An 18,521-nucleotide genomic window follows, 5' to 3' on the forward strand; every position below is an offset into this window, starting at 1 on the left:
GAAGAGAGTATGGCATTAGTCCTAACAAGAAGAAAATTTTCTTAGATATTGATCGCGCGGTTGTCAGCGCCCAGAGCAGCTTCCTTTACGGCTTCGCTCAGGGTTGGGTGCGCGTGGCAGACGCGGCCAATATCTTCCGCCGAGGCACCAAACTCGATCGCCATAGTGGCTTCGGCAATCAGCTCACCTGCTGCGGGGCCAATAATGTGCACACCCAGCACGCGGTCTGTCTGCTTGTCGGCCAGCACCTTCACAAAGCCATCCGTCATGCCCAGTGCGCGGGCACGGCCATTGGCAAGGAAGGGGAACTTGCCGGTCTTGTAAGCTACACCCTTGTCCTTGAGCTGCTCTTCCGTAAAGCCCACGGAGGCAACTTCGGGCCATGTGTAAATCACGCCGGGAATGGCATCGTAATTAACGTGCCCGGCCTGCCCGGCCAGCAGTTCGGCCAGCGCCACACCTTCCTCTTCCGCCTTGTGGGCCAGCATGGGGCCCGCAATAACATCCCCAATAGCGTAAATGCCGGGCACGTTGGTTGCGTAATGGGCATCCACTTCCACACGGCCGCGCTTGTCCAGCACAATACCGGCTTCTTCCAGCCCCATGTTCCTGCTGGCTGCCGTACGGCCAACCGCAACCAGAACCACATCGGCTTCCAGCGTTTCCACCGCGCCACCAGTCGATGGTTCGATGCTGAGCACAACGCCTTTTTTGGTTTTTTCGGCCTTGGTCACCTTGTGGCCCAGCTTCATTTTGAAGCCCTGCTTGGTCAACAGTTTCTGGAACTGTGCAGCCACTTCATTATCGGTGCCGGGCACCAGACGGTCCAGGAACTCAACCACGGTAACTTCCGCACCAAGGCGGTGCCATACGCTACCCAGTTCCAGCCCGATAACGCCGCCACCAATAACCACCAGACGCTTGGGCACTTCAGACAGTTCAAGCGCACCTGTGGAAGTGACAATAACTTTTTCGTCCACCTCAATACCCGGCAGGTTTGCGCTGTCGCTCCCGCTGGCAATAATGATGTGTTTGGCGGTTACCGGCTTGCCGTCCACACTCAGGCGGCCTGTGCCTTCAACCTTGCCGTGGCCTTTAAGCCAGGTGATGCCGTTTTTCTTGAAAAGGAATTCAACCCCTTTCACGTTGGCACCAACAATGTCGGCCTTGCGGGCCTGCATTTTGGCCAGATCAAGCTTTACGCTATCAATCAGCACGCCATGGGCAGCAAAATCATGCCCTGCTGCATGATAGTTTTCTGAAGACTGAAGTAGCGCCTTGGAAGGAATGCAGCCGACATTAAGGCAGGTGCCACCAAGAGTTGCGCGTTTTTCCACGCAGGCAACCTTGAAGCCAAGCTGCGCTGCACGAATGGCGCAAACATACCCACCCGGGCCCGCACCAATAACCACAACGTCATAATCCGTCTCAGCCGGGGGAGCGGCCTGTGCTTCTGCCTTGGGGGCAGGTGCCGCCTGAGCGGGAGCAGCCTGTGCCGCCGGGGCAGCGGCCTTGCCTGCGGCTCCGGCTTCCAGCAGAGCCAGCACGGCACCAACTTCAACCTCGTCCCCTTCCTTGACCGCGTGGTTTTCCAGCCGACCGGCAGCGGGGGCAGGCACTTCCACGCTCACCTTATCCGTTTCCAGCTCCACAACCGGTTCGTCTTCCTTGACCGCTTCGCCCGGCTGCTTCAGCCACTTCCCTACCGTGGCGGTAGTCACACTTTCTCCAAGGGTTGGTACTTTAATTTCGGTCGGCATGGGTATTGTCTCGCTCACGTTAGGGTCTGCAAAAAAGGAAAGGCCGGAGAGCAGCACCAAGGCAGCCTCCGGCCTGTGCCAGTGTCAGATCAGACGTCAATCAACAGGCGGCGGGGGTCTTCCACATTCTGCTTGAGCCGGACAAGGAAGCTGACCGCCTCCTTACCATCCACAATGCGATGATCGTAGGACAGGGCCACATACATCATGGGGCGGATGACCACCTGACCGTTTACGGCAACCGGACGCTCCTGAATGGAATGCATGCCCAGAATACCGGACTGCGGGGAGTTCAGGATCGGGGTGGACAGCAGCGAACCGTAAATGCCGCCATTGGTGATGGAGAAGGTACCGCCGGAGAGTTCGTCCAGCTTGAGCGTACCTTCCCGCGCGGCCTTGCCAAACCCGGAAATGGTTTTTTCAATCTGAGCAAAACCCATTTTATCGGCATCGCGGATAACCGGCACCACCAGACCGTTGGGGCCACCCACGGCAATACCAAGGTTGATGAAGTCGCGGTAAATTACGTCTTCACCATCGATTTCGGCGTTAATAGCCGGGAATTCCTTGAGTGCCGCAATAACAGCACGGGAGAAGATGGACATATAACCCAGCTTCACACCATGCTTTTTAACAAAGCTGTCCTGGAATTCGGCACGCAGCGCCATGGCACCGGACATGTCGATTTCGTTAAACGTGGTCAGCATGGCCGCCGTGTTCTGCGCTTCCTTCAGGCGGCGGGCAATGGTGCGGCGCAGGCGCGTCATTTTTACGCGTTCTTCACGCGGGTCGTCCTTGCGGGCGGCTTTGGGTGCAGCGGCGGGGGCTGCCCCCTGCGGCTGGGACAAAAAGCCCAGGACATCGCCTTTGGTAATCCGTCCGCCAAGGCCCGTGCCCTGACCAACCTGCCCGGCACTCAGGCCATTTTCGGCCATGATCTTGCGTGCAGCAGGCAGAGCAGCTGCGGAATCAACTGCCCCGGCCGCAGGCTGTGCTGCGGGGGCGGGAGTTGCTGGAGCTTCCACCTTCTTTTCCGCTGCTACAGCCTTGGGCGCTGCGGGGGCTGCCCCTGCCTTGCCGGGTTCAACGGTTGCCAGCAGGGCACCCACTTCAACCTCGTCCCCTTCCTTGACGGCCTGCGGGCCAAGCACACCAGCCTGCGGGGCGGCAACTTCCACACTGACCTTATCAGTTTCAAGTTCAACGACTGGTTCGTCTTCCTTGACCGCCTCACCCGGCTGCTTCAGCCATTTGGCAATGGTTGCCGTGGTCACGCTCTCGCCCAGTGTTGGCACCTTGATCTCGACTGACATCCTGTTCCCCATTCTTCTCAAGAAAGCCCCTGTGTGGGGTAATGGTTTTGCCACACAGGGTTTTTCTTCCGCGTAAGGCGGACAATTTTTCTAAAATTCCAGACCCTGCTCAGCGAGCCGCCTTCAACCCAAGTGCGCGGTCCACAAGGTCCGCCTGCTCGGCGGCATGGATACGTGCAAGACCCGTTGCCGGGCTGGCTGCGGCAGCACGCCCCACATACTGCGGGCGCCCCGCCTTGTGGCCTGCACGCACCAGAGCTTTTTCAATCCGCCGGTCCACAAAGTGCCATGCACCACCATTTTCCGTTTCTTCCTGACACCAGACAATATCTGCCTCAGGATAACGCTTGAGCTCGGCTGCGAGTGTTGCTTCCGGGAAGGGGTAGAGTTGCTCCACACGCACGATGGCGACATCCTTGATGTCCTTTTCGCGCCGGGCGGCAAGCAGGTCGTAATAAACCTTGCCCGAGCAGACCACCACGCGGCGGACCTTGGCATCCGGCCCCAGAGCATCCACCTCGGGCAGAACAGGGCTGAAGCGCGTCCCCGGCCCGAAATCGGCCAGAGCAGAAACCGCGAGTTTGTGGCGCAGGAGAGATTTGGGCTCCATCAGCACCAGCGGCTTGCGGTAATCCAGTTTGAGCTGGCGGCGCAGCGCGTGGAAGTAGTTTGCAGGCGTGGTGATGTTGCAGACAAACATGTTATCTTCCGCGCAAAGCTGGAGATAACGCTCCAGACGTGCGGAGGAGTGTTCTGGCCCCTGCCCTTCGTACCCGTGGGGCAGAAGCAGCACCAGACCGGACATGCGCAGCCACTTGGTCTCACCCGATGCGATAAACTGGTCAATAATGACCTGCGCACAGTTGGCGAAGTCCCCGAACTGGGCTTCCCACAGAACCAGCGTCTGCGGGTTGCGTACGGAGTAACCGTATTCAAAACCCAGTACGCCGTATTCGGACAGCAGCGAGTTCCAGATTTCGATTTTGGCCTGATCCGCCTGAATATGGTTCAGCGGTGTGCAGGGGGTCTGGTTGACCTGATCGGTCCATGTTGCATGGCGCTGGCTGAAGGTCCCGCGCTGGCAGTCCTCGCCAGACAGGCGCACACGGTGGCCTTCCAGCAGGAGCGAGCCAAAGCCCATGGCCTCACCCGTTGCCCAGTCGAACCCTTCGCCCGAACTGAACATGGCCGCCTTGGCCTTGAGCTGGCGCGCAATTTTGGAATTGAGGTTGAACCCTTCGGGCACCTTGGTAATGGCCGCCCCAATTTTTTGCAGCGCATCCAGAGCCACACCCGTATCGGGCCATGCCTGTTCGGGCTTCTGCCCCGGTGCGGTTAGCCCCTTCCAGCCGCCTTCCAGCCAGTCTGCCTTGTTAACCTTGTAGGATTCGGCAGCCTTGTAATCCGCTTCCAGCCGGTCCTGGAACGCATCCCACTGGGCCTGCGTTTCGGCCTCGGTCATGACCCCTGCTTCCACAACACGGCGGGCATACAGGGTGTGCGGCGTTTCGTGGCTGGCAATGGCCTTGTACATGACGGGCTGGGTAAAGACCGGCTCGTCCGTTTCGTTGTGGCCATGGCGGCGGTAGCAGACAATGTCGAGCACAATGTCGCTGGCAAATTTGAGGCGGTAATCCGCGGCAAGGCGTGAGGCGTAGATAACGGCCTCGGCATCATCCCCATTCACATGCAGGACAGGTGCCTCAATGGATTTGGCAAGATCAGTGCCATACACACCGGAATGCCCGCATTCGGGGTTGGTGGTAAAGCCGATCTGGTTGTTGACCACCATATGGATGGTCCCACCCGTGCGGTAGCCGGGGAGCTGGGACATGGCAAAGGTTTCGTAAACAATACCCTGCCCGGCAAATGCCGCATCACCATGAATGATAATGCCCATGCTGCCAGTGCGGTTTTGCGTATCGCCCGCATCATCCTGCGTTGCGCGTACCTTGCCCAGCACAACGGAATCCACGGCCTCAAGATGCGAAGGGTTGGGCAGGAGCGAAATATGCACCGAGCGCCCGCTCACTTCCACATCCGCCGAAGACCCCAGATGGTACTTGACGTCCCCCGAGCCTTCCACATTGTCGGGCTTGAAGGAGCCACCGGCAAATTCGTTAAAAATGGCCACGTAAGGCTTGCGCACCACATTGACCAGCGTGTTCAGACGGCCACGATGGGCCATGCCGATGGTGACCGAGCCAACACCCTGCACTGCGGACTGGTCCACAATGGCGTGCAGTGCGGGAATGGAGATTTCCCCCCCTTCCAGCCCAAAGCGCTTCGCACCCACGTAGCGCTTCTGGCAGAAGGCTTCGAACCCTTCTGCTTCAGCCAGATTTTTAAGAATGCTCTTGCGTTCGGCCACGCTGACATTCTGCTGCCAGTTATCGCTTTCCAGCCGGTTGCGGAACCATTCGCGCTGTTCGGTATTCCGGGCATACAGGTATTCTGCACCAATGTTGCCACAGTATACCGTGCGCAGGGCCGCAATAACGTCCTTGACCTTGGCTGTGTTGCGCCCCTTGAGCAGAGGCTCCAGCAGGGAGCCAATAAAAACCTCACGCTCCAGATCCTTGGGGCCAAAGCCGTAGGTCTGGGGGTTCAGTTCCTCACGCTGGGTGGGAACCTTGAGCCCGAGCGGGTCAAGCGTTGCTTCCAGATGACCAAATTCGCGGTAGGCGCGGACCAGCCGGGCAATAGCCAGACTATCCTGCGCGGCCAGACCGCCAGCCGGGCCACCCTTGGCAGGTGGTGGTGGCTCTTCCCCCGTAATAATGGACGGGCGCGGTGCCCATGATGCGCCAAGCGCATCATGCAGCACGGCCGCCTCGTCATCCCCCAGCGAGCTGAAGAGAATATCGAAGGAGGGATCTACACTTTTTGGATCCTTTGCCCACTGGGCATACAAATCCGCAAGGTACGCGATATTGGCACCGTTCAGAGCGGTTGCCAGCATATCCGATACCGCCATCTCACATTCCTCCCTGTCGCGGGGTGATCACGCGCCGCAGACCAGATGTTGTGTCACACTCCAACGTAAGCCGGACCATCTTTTCCTTCACCCCACCCATACGGCAGAGTGCCCTTGATATCCCTTGCCAGAAGCACACAGCCCCCGGCTCTTTCTGTCTCAAGAGCTAGACCGGCCATGGGAGCGGAACAAGGGCACCGCCTGTCACGCTCTAGCGAGGCTGTGCGCTGCCTGCGCTGCCTGTGCACCATGCTCAAGCCAGCTTTCACTGCCCATTTCCGCCAGACGGGAGGCTGTACGGGCAAATGCGTCCGATCCCTCGCCCTCGGTAAACAGTTTGTCAGGTGCGGCCGCAGCCGAGGCAAACAGCAGGTTTCCGTTGTCGTACAAGGCATCTATGAGGGTAATGAAGCGCCGCGCCAGGTTGGCCTCGTCCTGTCCCATGCAGGGAATGTTATCGATCACGACAACGGGAAAACGCCTTGCCAGTGCCAGATAATCGTTCGGCCCCAGCGGTTTTCCACACAAAGAGTTGAAATCGAACCGGCACACCGGCCCTGCCGCCTGCTCCACCTCAAAACTGCGGCCAATAAACTCCAGCGTGACCGGCTGGGGGCTGGCACCACCGGCCTGATGGGCAAAAATACGGTCCAGCGTGGCGTGGGCCTGCGCATCGGCCGGGACCAGCCATGTCTGCCGGTCCTGCTCGCGCCCGCGCCGGTAATCCCGTGGCGAATCCAGCTCGATCGTATCCAGCTCACGCCGGATAATGGCAATGAACGGCTTAAAGGCATCCGCCCCCGGCCTGTTCTGGAACAGCTGGGAGGGCTCGGTGTTGGAGGTGGCCACAATCACCACGCCATCAGCAAACAGGGCCTCGAACAGGCGGCCCAGAATCATGGCATCGGCAATGTCGTTCACCTGAAACTCGTCAAAGCACAAAAGCTGCACACGGGCTGCAATGGCTTTGGCCAGCGGGGGAATGGGGTCGGCCATACCGGGGTTGGCGGCCTTGAGGGCATGCAGCTTCTGGTGCACGTCCTGCATGAAGCGCAGAAAATGGATGCGCTCCTTGAGCCGGACAGGCGCACAGCCAAAAAACAGATCCATGACCATGGTTTTGCCCCGGCCGACCCGTCCCACAATATAAAGCCCGCGCGGGCGGTCCTGCATGGGCTGTGCGGGCTGGCTCATCAGCTTTTTGGCAAGTCCTGCCAAAAAGCCCCTGCCTTTGCTGGCGGGGCTGGCCGCCTGCGGCGCGCGCGCGGGCATGGTGGCAAGTTCGCGCCACAACTGGTCCAGACGTTCGACCACACGGGCCTGATCCGGATCGCTCTTGATGTCCCCGGTCGCAATGCGCTGCCGGTAAACTGCCAGAGGCCCCTGTGCGGTCGCAGCGGAGGCCCCGCTCGTGTTCATGTCTGTCATAAGTCTGCCCGATAACGGCTTGAAGGCTCTTTCCGCAAGTATCAACACCTCTCCTAACCGTGTCGTGACAAGGCCGAAGGGCTCTGGTGCTGTTGGAAGGTCCAACATACCCATATCGGAGTCCATGTCATGACCGACTGGAATGCTTATCGCGCCAATATGCAAAAAAACGTCAAGGCACTGGCACAGCTAACCCCAAACACACTCAAAGGGTTGCAAACGCTGGAAACACCTCTGCCTGAACTGAAGCATCTGGACGCCAAAACGCGCGAGCTGATTGCGCTTGCCGTAGCCGTAACCACACGGTGTGATGGCTGCATTGCCGTACACTCCGCTGCCGCCCGCAAGGTAGGCGCCAGCAAGGAGGAAATAGCCGAAGCCCTTGGTGTGGCCGTGGCGCTGAACGCAGGGGCCGCCCTTGTCTATTCCAGCCGGGTGATGGAAGCGTTTGACAGCACGGAAAGCTGACCAACGCCCCATAAACAGGCGTGGGTGCCACGCCAGCACACACCTTATTCCGCCTGAGCCAGAGGTAGGGTGGGCATACCGTGGCCGCCGGGCTTAAGCACCCACAGCCGCTCCCCCCGTGTTTGCCGGTCACTGACCACCCGCACGCCCGAAGCCAGAAAAACCGCCTGTGCCCCCTCGCGCCATGCAGAAAAACGATCCAGCCGGACTGCAACATCGGGGCATGATTCCCTTAAGGGGGCCACGCTTACCACCAGATCAGCCTGCGCGCACAGGTCTGGGGGGAGCAGGCTGCGCCCGTCCGAGGGATCATGCACACGCAGCACCACTTCGTGCTTATTGCGGAGCAGGGTGCAGGTGCCCCCGGCATCGCCCTCCCCGCAGATCAGGCTGCCATCGGGTGTTTCGGCCGCCTGCTCCGCCGTGGTGGAAAAACCGGTTACAGGCATGGCCAGTGCCTGTGCCCAGGCAGCCTTTATGGCCCGCTCATCCCGCGCATGACCCATAACCAGTATGGCCGCGTGATCGCACACCCCCATTAACTGCCCATCCGGGCTGATCAGGAGGTCCGGCCGGCTCACCAGCCATGGGCTCAGGGTGGCACACAGTACAACAGGCATGCCCCACCACCGCAGCCGCCCCCGCCACAAACACAGCCAACACAGGCCCAGAAGCACACCGGCAAGCCCCCAGCCGGGCATGGCGGGCACCTCCATGCGCGCACCTGGCCAGCCCGCCACACTCCGCGCCAGCCACAGCACAACACGCACACCGGCATCCATCAGGTATAAAAAAGGAGCCTCTGCATGCAGGAGCATGGCCACCAGCGACGCCAGCCCCAGCGGCATAATCCAAACGCCCATCAGCGGCACGGCCAGCAGGTTGGCCAGCACAAAAAACGGCTGCACCACCCCAAAATGGGCCATCACCACCGGCAAGGTGGCCGTGCCAGCCAAAAGGCTGGTCAGCACCAGCATAACACCATGCCGGGCCAGCCCGTGTCTGGCTCCCGTAAGCCCGGACAGGCCGCGGGTCAGGCGGGGTTGCAGGAGCTCATACCCAGCCACAAGCGCCATAACCGCGGCCATGGACATTTGAAAAGCCACATCCAGCACAACCTGCGGTGCCACCAGCAGCATAAGGGTTGCCGCCAGCGCCAGCCCCCGCATGGACACGGCCCTGCGCCCCACCATAAGCCCCAGCACCACAACACTGGCCATAAGCCAGCTCCGCACGGCGGGCAGGTGCGCGCCTGTAAGCAGCACATACCCCCCGCCCACGCCCCATGCCACAAAAGCGGAAAGCGCCTTGCAGGGCCACCGCAGGGCGGCATATTCCCACGCGGCCAGCGCCATGCGGCAAACCAGCATGGCCGCCCCCATAACAAGGCCAAGGTGCAAGCCCGCTACCGCCAGCAGATGCGCAAGCCCGGAAGCGGCAAAATCTTCCCGCACATCCTGCGGAACGGCCTCTGCCCTGCCATCCAGCAAAGTGGCAACAACAGCCCCGGAAGGGCCGGGCAGAACAGCCCGCACACGCGCGTTAACCCGCCCGCGCACGGTAGCCACCCCCTGCCAGAAGCCCGATACCCTGCCCTGTACCCCCGGCTCCACCTGCACGGGCTCCAGCGCATAACCACTCCCTGCCTGCCCGGAAAACCATGCCTCGAACTGCCTGTCCCGCCCACCGGGCAGGGCGGGAAAAGGCGGGGGCTGCAGCATAGTCCGCACCCGCACGCCATCCCCCGGCGCGAGCAGGGCCGAATCGTTTTGCACCAGCCGTATAGCCAGAGTGCGGCGCAGGGGGGCCATGCCATCATCCACAAAATCATGCAGAACCACCTGCGCAAGGGTCACGCGCCGTACCGGCTCCCCCTGCCCTGTGGACGCGGGAAAAAAGGCAACATCGCGCACAATGCCGGAAATTTCGGTACCCCGGCGGGGCAGTTCAGGCATGGGCGGCTGGCGGTGTGCCGCGCACCATGCTGCACCAAACCCCACGGCCAACGCCATGCCAGCCCCACCAGCCAGCCACGCCACAAGGCTCTGCCGCCAGTAAAAACAGGCCCCAAGGCACAGACCCACCACCCCTGCGGGTACGCCCACACCACCGAGCAGCCCCGGCTCATACGGCCATAAAAAATAGGCGAGCGCCCCCAGCGCCAGCAGGACCGGAACCCACAGCACCAACCGCCTGAACTCCGCATCCAGCAACACCATGACAGACATCGGGTTCAGCATATGGCTCCCTGCGCCTGCGCGTGATAAAGAAGCGCCCCATGACGACCATCCGCACACGCTTTGCTCCGAGTCCGACAGGCCTGCTGCATATTGGCAACGCCCGCGCAGCCCTGTTCAACTTCCTCTTTGCCCGTCACCATGGCGGTCAATTCCTCCTGCGTATTGAAGATACCGACCGCGAACGCTCCACCCAACAGGCCGTAGATGTTATTTTTGCGGGTCTGGACTGGATGGGCATTACGCCGGATGAGGAACCCGTCTTCCAGTCCTCGCGGGAGGCACGCCACCGCGAGGTTGCACTGGAACTGCTTGAAAAAGGTCTGGCCTACAAGTGCTACTGCACGCCAGAAGAACTCAAGCAGATGCGCGAAGACGCCACAAAAAATGGCCTGCCCCCGCGCTATAACGGCCTGTGGCGCGACCGCGACCCGGCAGACGCGCCCGCAGGTGCCCCCTACGCCATCCGCATCAAGGCCCCGCGTGAAGGGGATGCGGTTATTGATGATCTGGTGCAGGGCGAAGTCCGCGTGGCCAATGTGGAACTGGATGACATGATCATCCTGCGGTCCGATGGCACCCCCACCTACCAGCACGCCGTGGTGGTGGATGACCACGACATGGCCATTACCCACGTGATCCGTGGTGATGACCACCTGACCAACACCTTCCGCCAGGCCATGATCTACCGCGCCATGGGCTGGGACCTGCCCCGCTTTGGCCACCTGCCCCTTATTCATGGCCCCGATGGTGCCAAGCTTTCCAAACGCCATGGCGCGCAGTCCGTGGTGGAATTCCGCGACATGGGCTACCTGCCCGAAGCCCTTTGCAACTACCTGCTCCGTCTGGGCTGGGGGCATGGGGATGCGGAAATCCTCTCGCGCGAAGAACAGATCAAGCTGTTCGACATTGATGGTGTGGGCCGTGCGCCCTCGCGCATGGATTACGCCAAGCTCGACCACATCAACGCCGTATGGCTGCGGCAGGCAGATGACGTGCGCCTGACGGATGACGTTATGGAACGCCTGAAAAAAGTTGAAGGCGTTAATGTGGACGAAACCACCCGTGCCCGTGTGCTGTCCCTTATGCCCGGCCTTAAGGAACGCGCACGCACACTGGTTGAACTGACCGAGAACGCCGCCTTCCTTGGCCGCCATGTGCCCCTGCCCATGAACGCCAAGGCCGAAAAGCTGCTCACCCCCGAAGGCCGCGCCCTGCTGGGTGAACTGGCGCGGGATCTGGCCGTGGTGGAACCCTTCAGCCCCGAAAACATAGATGCCGCCCTGCGCGCCTTTGCCGAGCGTGGTGGCCACAAGCTTGGTCAGGTTGCCCAGCCACTGCGCGCGGCCGTAACCGGCTCCAACTCCTCCCCCGGGATTGATGCCACGTTGCAGGCACTCGGCCGGGATGAAACACTGGCCAGAATAGGAGCCGTTCTGCATGGCTAGCTTTCCCGGCCGCCACACCCGGCATCTGCTCGGGCTGGAGGGCATGACGCCAGACCAGATCGAGCCGCTGCTGGATCTGGCCGAGAGCTATGCCCTGCTCAACCGCTCCCGCAAGGTCCCGCGCGATGTGCTGCGCGGGCGCACCTTGATCAACCTGTTTTTTGAAGACAGTACGCGCACGCGTACCTCCTTTGAACTGGCAGGCAAGCGGCTGGGGGCGGACGTGATCAACATGTCCGTCGCCCAGTCCTCGGTGAACAAGGGGGAAACCCTGCTGGACACCGCAGCCACCCTTAATGCCATGCGCACGGACCTGCTGGTGGTCCGCCACTCCCAGTCCGGTGCGCCTGCCCTGCTGGCCCGCAAGGTGGAAGCCTCGGTCGTGAATGCGGGCGATGGCATGCACGAGCACCCCACGCAGGCTTTGCTGGATGCGCTGACCATCCGCCGCCACCATGGCACTCTGGGGGGGCTTAAAGTCGCCATCTGTGGGGATGTCGCCCATTCCCGCGTGGCGCGCTCCAATATTCATCTGCTCACCACAATGGGCAGTTCCGTGCGCCTTGTAGGCCCGCCCACACTGGTACCGGGCAACCTTGGCCAGCTTGGGGTGGACATCCACCACAGCATGGAAGACGGCCTGCGCGATGTGGATGTGGTGATGATGCTGCGCCTGCAGCGCGAGCGCATGTCCTCCGGGCTTATTCCCAGCGCGCGCGAATACTTCCGCTTTTTTGGTCTGGACCGCAGGCGGCTGGATCTGGCGCACAAAAACGCGCTGGTCATGCACCCCGGCCCCATGAACCGGGGCGTGGAAATTGACAGCTCCGTTGCCGATTCCGACCAGAGCGTTATTCAGGAACAGGTGGAAATGGGTGTGGCCGTACGCATGGCCGTTCTGGACCGCCTTACACGCAGCAGGCAAACGCCATGACCTCCGTTGTTTTTGAAAATGTCCGCCTGATCGACCCTGCCTCCGGGCTGGACCAGCCCGGCCGCCTGCTTGTGCGTGACGGGCAGATAGCCGGCATAGACAAACCCGGTGCAGAAGGCAGGCCAGAAGGTGCCGCCCATGTGGATGGGCAAGGTGCCGTGCTCTGCCCCGGTCTTGTGGACATGCGCGTGGAAATTGGTGAACCCGGCTACGAATACCGTGAGACCATAGCCTCCGCCACCCGTGCTGCCTCTGCCGGTGGGATTACCACCATTGCAGTACTCCCCACCTGCAAACCCGCCATAGATAACCCTGCTCTGGTCCGGATGCTCCGCGCCCGGGGGGAGGAAACCGGGGCTGTAACCATTCTGCCCTATGGGGCCCTGACCAAAGGGTGCGAAGGCAAGGAACTGGCCGAAATCGGCCTGCTGCACGAAGCCGGAGCCGTGGCCTTTACCGATGGTAACCGCGCCATAGACCCTTCCCGCCTTATGCGGCTTGCTCTGGCCTATGCCAGCGGGTTTAACGCCATGGTGGTGCAGCACCCCGAAGACCCATCCCTTGCCGGGTCAGGGTGTGCCACATCTGGCGCACTGGCCACCCGCCTTGGGCTTGCGGGCATTCCCACAGCGGCCGAATCGATCATGATCGCGCGGGACATCCGTCTGGCGGAACTGACCGGGGGACGCCTGCATTTTGGCCATGTCTCCACGGGAGAAGGGCTGGACCTGATCCGTCAGGCCAAGGCGCGCGGGCTGAACGTGACATGCGATACAGCCCCCCCCTATTTTGACCTGAACGAAAACGCGATTGGCGATTTCAGAACCTACGCCAAGTTCTCCCCCCCCCTGCGGAGCGAGGAAGACCGGCTGGCCGTATGTGCCGGGCTGGCCGATGGCACGATTGACGCCATTGCCTCCGACCACCACCCGCGGGATGCGGATGACAAGCGCCTACCTTTTGCGCAGGCCGCAACCGGGGGCACGGGCATGGTGACGCTGTTGGGCGTAACCCTTGCGCGTGTGCATGATGGCACGCTGGGTCTGCCACAGGCCCTTGGCCTGCTGACCTACCGCCCCGCCAGCCTGCTGGGCGTGGAAGCCGGAACACTGGCCGTAGGAGCCATGGCCGACCTGTGCCTGTTTGCCCCGGAGCAGAGCTGGCTGGTAACGGCAGGCCAGCTCCCCGGTCGTGCGCAGAACACTCCATTTGACCGCCGTCCGCTGGAAGGCCGCGTACTGGGCACATGGAAGGCTGGCCAGCGCGTTTATGAGGCAGACGCGGCATGAGCGGGCAGCTTCCCTCCTACGTGCTGTGGCTTATGGCGGCCATGGCGTTCATGGGCTACGCGCTGGGGAGTGTTCCGTTCGGGCTGATCCTGACCAACCTTGGCGGTGCGGGGGATTTACGCAGCATCGGCTCGGGCAATATTGGCGCGACCAACGTGCTGCGCACCGGCCGCAAGGACCTTGCCGCCGCAACGCTGGGGCTGGATGCTGGCAAGGGGTTTCTGGCGGTTCTGATCGCATGGGTCATGACCTCGCCCGATTATTCCGACCATACCGCATCTCTTGCGGCCCTTGCGGCGGTGGTGGGGCACTGTTTCCCCGTTTTTCTGGGCTTTCGGGGGGGCAAGGGCGTGGCCACGGGGCTGGGGGCACTGCTTGCCCTCTCCCCCATTACCGGGCTGGTCGGGTGTGCCGTGTGGCTGGGGGTTGCCAAGCTTTCCCGCATTTCCTCCGCCGGGGCGTTGGCTGCCTTTGTGGTCATGCCCGTTGTTATTCTGGCCCTGTATGGGTTTTCCTTTCAGGCCAGCCCAAAGCCCATGGCAACGCTGTTGATCAGCCTGCTGGTCATTGCCCGCCATCATGAAAACATTGCCCGTATCCTGCGGGGGACCGAGTCCCGCATTGGTCAGAAAAAGGACTGACCGGCCTTTGCGCCGGTTGCTCCACCCTTTCGCATGAACAGCCTGTATGCAGCCCTGCGCCTTGCGCGGACCGAGCAGGTTGGCCCGCGCACATGGCAGCGGCTGGTCGCGCAGTATGGCACGCCAGAGGCGGCATTGGATGCCCTACCGGGTCTGCCCGCCAGAGGGCGCACACGCCCCGGCATTCCCCCGCGGGACAGCATTGAGCGCGAAATTGAGAACACGCTGGCCCTCGGCGGGCAGTTCCTGACCCTGCTGGACCCGCACTACCCACCCCTTTTGCGGCATATTCCCGATGCCCCACCCGTACTGAGCATTCTGGGCGACCCTGCCTGCCTGAGCCAGCCGGGCATTGGCATTGTCGGGGCGCGCAATGCCTCGGCCCAGGGGTTACGGCTGGCCGAAAGTCTGGCCACGGAGATAGCCGACTCCGGCCTGAGCGTTATTTCCGGTCTGGCACGGGGGATAGACAGTGCCGCCCATCATGGCGCGCTTTACAAACAGGGCCTGACCGTTGCTGCCATAGCAGGTGGGCTGGACTGCCCGTACCCACCCCAGAACACCGATTTGCAGGCACGCATTGCCCAAATGGGCGCAGTTGTTACCGAGGCTCCCCTTGGCACCGCCCCGCAAGGCCGCCATTTTCCGCGCCGGAACAGACTTATTGCAGGGCTGGCCCTTGGTTGTGTAGTGGTGGAGGCGGCCCCCCATTCTGGCACGCTGATTACGGCACGCATGGCCGCCGATTACGGGCGAGAGGTCTTTGCCGTGCCCGGCTCCCCGCTGGACCCAAGGTGCAGGGGCAGCAACGATCTGCTGCGCAAGGGGGCCATTCTGGTTGAGCGTGTGTCCGATATTCTGCCCCATATTGCCGTAACTCCACCCCCAAACACGCCTTTGGCCCTGAGCCGCACAAAATCCACGCCTGACCTGTTTGCATCTCTTCCCCCCTCCGCCACCACGGGCACAGAGGGGAAGGATTTTAAAAATTCACAGCAAAAACAAAGCCTTGTGCACACAGCACCGACCTTGCTAGCACAGCAGCATACAGCGCCCAGCCCTGCCAGACAGCTGCTTGATCTTCTGTCCTTTACACCCATAGCTGTTGACGATCTTATAAGGCGCTGCCAGTTCTCGGCTTCTGTCGTTCTGGCCGCGCTCACCCAGCTTGAGCTGTCAGGTCAGGTGACCACCTATCAGGATGGTCGCGTTGGGCTAACTAACGGGCAGGCAGAAACGAGTAGGTAAGTGCTGCTTCCGGGCAGGTCGGAGAGAGTATGACTGACGTTGTTGTGGTCGAGAGCCCAGCCAAGGCTAAAACGATCAACAAATATCTGGGCGATGGCTACACGGTGCTTGCATCGTTTGGACATGTGCGCGACCTCCCCCCCAAAGATGGGTCCGTCCTGCCTGATGACGGCTTTGCCATGAAGTGGCAGGCCGATGAACGCGGCACAAAGCAGGTTGCTGCCATTATCAAGGCGCTCAAGGGTGCCAAGCACCTCTACCTCGCCACTGACCCGGACCGGGAAGGGGAAGCCATTTCGTGGCATGTGCGCGCCATGCTGGAGGAGCGCAACGCGCTCAAAGGCGTGGACGTGCAGCGTGTCACGTTTAACGAAATTACCAAAAGCGCCATCAAGCACGCCATGGCTCACCCCCGCGAGCTTGATCTGCCACTGATCGAGGCTTATCTGGCCCGCCGCGCGCTGGATTATCTGGTGGGCTTTACTCTCTCCCCCGTTCTGTGGCGCAAGCTACCCGGCTCGCGCAGTGCTGGCCGGGTGCAATCCGTTGCCCTGCGCCTGATCTGCGAGCGTGAGGCCGAGATCGAGGTGTTTAAGCCGCGGGAATACTGGAGTGTAACCGCGTCCCTGCTCACGCCGGGCAACGCACCCTTTACCGCGCGCCTGACACACCTGAACGGCAAAAAGCTCGACCAGTTTGACCTTGGCAATGCCGAGCAGGCCGAAGCCGCCAAACGCGCGGTGGAAGCCGAGGAACTGAGTGTCCGCTCCATTGAGCGGCGCAAGGTCCGGCGCAACCCGCAGCCACCCTTTACCACCTCCACCTTGCAGCAGGAGGCATCGCGCAAGCTGGGCATGAGTGCCCAGACCACCATGCGCACAGCCCAGCAGCTCTATGAAGGCATGGAACTGGGGGGGGAAACCGTCGGCCTGATCACCTATATGCGAACCGATGGTGTAACCATGGCGCAGGAAGCCATCCACGCCATTCGCGGGCATATTGGCAGCAAGATTGGCGCGGACTACGTGCCCGCCCAGCCACGCCATTACACCTCCAAGGCCAAGAACGCACAGGAAGCGCATGAGGCCATTCGCCCCACTGATATTTCCCGCACTCCCGAATCCATGGCGCGCTACCTCAACAACGATCAGCGCCGCCTGTACGAACTGGTGTGGAAGCGCGCCGTAGCCAGCCAGATGGAATCGGCAACGCTGGATCAGGTGGCGGTAGATATTGCCGGCCCCTCCGCCCAGACCGTGCTGCGCGCCAATGGCTCGATCATTACCTTTGACGGTTTTCTCAAACTCTACCGCGAAGGCCGTGATGATACCGAAAAAGCTGCGGCGGATGATGAGTCCCGCATGCTCCCGCCCATGCATGAGAAAGACCCCCTCAAGCGTGAGGACGTAGAGGCAGAGCAGCACTTCACCCAGCCGCCTCCGCGCTATTCCGAGGCATCTCTGGTCAAGAAAATGGAAGAGCTGGGCATTGGTCGGCCCTCTACCTACGCATCCATCCTGACCGTGCTCCAGGACCGCAGTTACGTTCAGCTGGAAAACCGGCGCTTTGTGCCCGAAGCCCGCGGGCGGTTGGTAACTGCGTTCCTTGTTTCCTTTTTCGAGCGGTATGTGGACACGGGCTTTACGGCCAGTCTGGAAGAACTGCTGGATGATATTTCGGACGGGCAGGCCCAGTGGAAGGAAGTTCTGGCCTCCTTCTGGCATGACTTTTCCAAGGCCGTGGGCGACACCAAGGAACTGACCATTACCGATGTGCTGAACGCACTGGACAAGGACCTTGGCCCCTTCTTCTTCCCCCCCCGTGCAGATGGCTCGGACCCGAGGCATTGCGCTGCATGTGGTACGGGGCGGCTTGGCCTTAAGCTGGGGCGTTATGGGGCGTTTATTGGCTGCTCCAACTACCCCGAATGCCAGTTTACCCGCCGGCTGACAGCCGAAAGCGCTGAAGATGGCGATGGCAGCAGCACGCTCAAGGACGGTATGCGCCTGCTCGGCCAGCACCCGCAAACCGGCGAGGATATTACAGTGCGGCAAGGCCCGTGGGGCCTGTATGTGCAGCAGGGCGAACCCGACCCGGCGGACAAAAAAGCCAAGCCCCGCCGCGCATCCCTGCCCAAAGGAACGGATGGCGCCAGCATAACGCTGGATCAGGCTGTTGGCCTGCTCTCCCTCCCCCGCCTTGTGGGCCTGCACCCTGAAACGGGTGAGCCGATAGAGGCCGGTCTGGGCCGGTTTGGGCCATACGTCAAAATGGGCGCGGTTTATGGCTCACTCGACAAGGATGATGATGTCCTGACCGTGGGGCTGAACCGGGCGGTTGATGCGCTGGCCAAAAAGCTGGCTTCCATCCGCAATCTGGGCAACCACCCCAAGGATGGCGAGCCGGTTATGGTGCGCAAGGGCCGGTTTGGGCCATATGCCCAGCACGGGCAGGTGGTTGCTACCCTGCCACGCGGCACGGATATGGACGAGGTCACGCTGGACGAAGCCGTGGCCCTGCTGGCAGACAAGGGCAAGCCGCTCAAGGCCAAGGCCGGAGCCAAAAAAGCCCCAGCCAAGAAAAAAGCGGCCACAAAAACCGCAACTGCCAAGGCCACCACAAAAACACCGGCCAAAACTGGCACAAAAACGGCCACCAAGAGTACGACCAAAACCACAAAGGCCAAAGCCGCCACCACACCAGAAGGCGAAGCCGTACCGACCAAACCCAAGGCCCGCAAGGCCACCACGACAACGCGCAAAAAAAAGGCTGAATAAC

Annotated in this window: 12 protein-coding genes; 7 read left to right on the forward strand and 5 right to left on the reverse strand. The window is 61.5% G+C overall.

From position 1 onward, the window contains the following. Positions 1-41: 41 nt before the first annotated feature. The 4 genes from lpdA to zapE all read right to left on the reverse strand — a co-directional run bounded on the left by lpdA (position 42) and on the right by zapE (position 7,592). Positions 42-1,760, reverse strand: coding sequence for a dihydrolipoyl dehydrogenase (gene lpdA / locus ACSYTG_RS09015; protein WP_489782973.1), 1,719 nt, complete (start codon positions 1,758-1,760; stop codon positions 42-44). Positions 1,761-1,849: 89 nt separating this feature from the next. Beyond that, on the reverse strand, positions 1,850-3,073 hold the full coding sequence (odhB, locus tag ACSYTG_RS09020) for a 2-oxoglutarate dehydrogenase complex dihydrolipoyllysine-residue succinyltransferase (RefSeq protein ID WP_165925099.1): 1,224 nt from the start codon (positions 3,071-3,073) through the stop codon (positions 1,850-1,852). 109 nt (positions 3,074-3,182) lie between these two features. Beyond that, positions 3,183-6,050 carry a 2-oxoglutarate dehydrogenase E1 component gene (locus ACSYTG_RS09025; RefSeq protein ID WP_489782942.1) on the reverse strand — a complete coding sequence of 956 codons (2,868 nt, stop codon included), beginning with the start codon at positions 6,048-6,050 and terminating at the stop codon, positions 3,183-3,185. A gap of 204 nt (positions 6,051-6,254) precedes the next feature. Continuing rightward, the gene (gene zapE, locus ACSYTG_RS09030) at positions 6,255-7,592 is read right to left on the reverse strand and encodes a cell division protein ZapE (RefSeq protein ID WP_489782943.1); all 1,338 of its coding nucleotides are present in this window, start codon (positions 7,590-7,592) and stop codon (positions 6,255-6,257) included. Positions 7,593-7,607: 15 nt separating this feature from the next. Between zapE and ACSYTG_RS09035 the strand changes: the two genes are divergently transcribed. Continuing rightward, complete coding sequence (locus tag ACSYTG_RS09035) at positions 7,608-7,946, forward strand: carboxymuconolactone decarboxylase family protein (protein ID WP_086645285.1); 339 nt, start codon at positions 7,608-7,610, stop codon at positions 7,944-7,946. A gap of 44 nt (positions 7,947-7,990) precedes the next feature. Here the strand turns inward: ACSYTG_RS09035 and ACSYTG_RS09040 are convergent, their stop codons facing one another. Continuing rightward, complete coding sequence (locus tag ACSYTG_RS09040; protein WP_489782944.1) at positions 7,991-10,186, reverse strand: ComEC/Rec2 family competence protein; 2,196 nt, start codon at positions 10,184-10,186, stop codon at positions 7,991-7,993. A 38-nt stretch (positions 10,187-10,224) separates the two neighbouring features. Here ACSYTG_RS09040 and gltX point away from each other — a divergent pair, with 38 nt between their 5' ends. The 6 genes from gltX to topA are packed head-to-tail and all read left to right on the forward strand — an operon-like array spanning position 10,225 to position 18,520. Continuing rightward, positions 10,225-11,631 carry a glutamate--tRNA ligase gene (gene gltX / locus ACSYTG_RS09045; protein ID WP_095349043.1) on the forward strand — a complete coding sequence of 469 codons (1,407 nt, stop codon included), beginning with the start codon at positions 10,225-10,227 and terminating at the stop codon, positions 11,629-11,631. After that, on the forward strand, positions 11,624-12,565 hold the full coding sequence (locus tag ACSYTG_RS09050) for an aspartate carbamoyltransferase catalytic subunit (protein WP_025827260.1): 942 nt from the start codon (positions 11,624-11,626) through the stop codon (positions 12,563-12,565). The genes gltX and ACSYTG_RS09050 overlap by 8 nt, the downstream gene beginning before the upstream one ends. Further along, positions 12,562-13,854: a dihydroorotase gene (locus ACSYTG_RS09055; RefSeq protein ID WP_489782945.1), complete on the forward strand. Its 1,293-nt coding sequence runs from the start codon at positions 12,562-12,564 to the stop codon at positions 13,852-13,854. Before ACSYTG_RS09050 ends, ACSYTG_RS09055 begins: the two co-directional genes overlap by 4 nt. Further along, positions 13,851-14,495 carry a glycerol-3-phosphate 1-O-acyltransferase PlsY gene (gene plsY / locus ACSYTG_RS09060; RefSeq protein WP_095349045.1) on the forward strand — a complete coding sequence of 215 codons (645 nt, stop codon included), beginning with the start codon at positions 13,851-13,853 and terminating at the stop codon, positions 14,493-14,495. Before ACSYTG_RS09055 ends, plsY begins: the two co-directional genes overlap by 4 nt. Before the next feature lie 33 nt (positions 14,496-14,528). Beyond that, complete coding sequence (dprA, locus tag ACSYTG_RS09065; protein ID WP_489782946.1) at positions 14,529-15,743, forward strand: DNA-processing protein DprA; 1,215 nt, start codon at positions 14,529-14,531, stop codon at positions 15,741-15,743. Positions 15,744-15,772: 29 nt separating this feature from the next. After that, positions 15,773-18,520 (forward strand): type I DNA topoisomerase, encoded by a 2,748-nt coding sequence (gene topA / locus ACSYTG_RS09070; protein ID WP_489782947.1) that lies wholly within the window; start codon positions 15,773-15,775, stop codon positions 18,518-18,520. The last annotated feature ends 1 nt before the right edge of the window (position 18,521 follow it).

It is taken from the genome of Acetobacter sp. ESL1128 (assembly GCF_058505085.1).

Excerpts from the sequence above, each read along its gene's own strand:
- lpdA (WP_489782973.1), bottom strand. The coding sequence starts at position 1,760 with ATGCCGACCGAAATTAAAGTACCAACCCTTGGAGAAAGTGTGACTACC.
- odhB (WP_165925099.1), bottom strand. The coding sequence starts at position 3,073 with ATGTCAGTCGAGATCAAGGTGCCAACACTGGGCGAGAGCGTGACCACG.
- ACSYTG_RS09025 (WP_489782942.1), bottom strand. The coding sequence starts at position 6,050 with ATGGCGGTATCGGATATGCTGGCAACCGCTCTGAACGGTGCCAATATC.
- zapE (WP_489782943.1), bottom strand. The coding sequence starts at position 7,592 with ATGGGTATGTTGGACCTTCCAACAGCACCAGAGCCCTTCGGCCTTGTC.
- ACSYTG_RS09035 (WP_086645285.1), top strand. The coding sequence starts at position 7,608 with ATGACCGACTGGAATGCTTATCGCGCCAATATGCAAAAAAACGTCAAG.
- ACSYTG_RS09040 (WP_489782944.1), bottom strand. The coding sequence starts at position 10,186 with ATGCTGAACCCGATGTCTGTCATGGTGTTGCTGGATGCGGAGTTCAGG.
- gltX (WP_095349043.1), top strand. The coding sequence starts at position 10,225 with ATGACGACCATCCGCACACGCTTTGCTCCGAGTCCGACAGGCCTGCTG.
- ACSYTG_RS09050 (WP_025827260.1), top strand. The coding sequence starts at position 11,624 with ATGGCTAGCTTTCCCGGCCGCCACACCCGGCATCTGCTCGGGCTGGAG.
- ACSYTG_RS09055 (WP_489782945.1), top strand. The coding sequence starts at position 12,562 with ATGACCTCCGTTGTTTTTGAAAATGTCCGCCTGATCGACCCTGCCTCC.
- plsY (WP_095349045.1), top strand. The coding sequence starts at position 13,851 with ATGAGCGGGCAGCTTCCCTCCTACGTGCTGTGGCTTATGGCGGCCATG.
- dprA (WP_489782946.1), top strand. The coding sequence starts at position 14,529 with ATGAACAGCCTGTATGCAGCCCTGCGCCTTGCGCGGACCGAGCAGGTT.
- topA (WP_489782947.1), top strand. The coding sequence starts at position 15,773 with ATGACTGACGTTGTTGTGGTCGAGAGCCCAGCCAAGGCTAAAACGATC.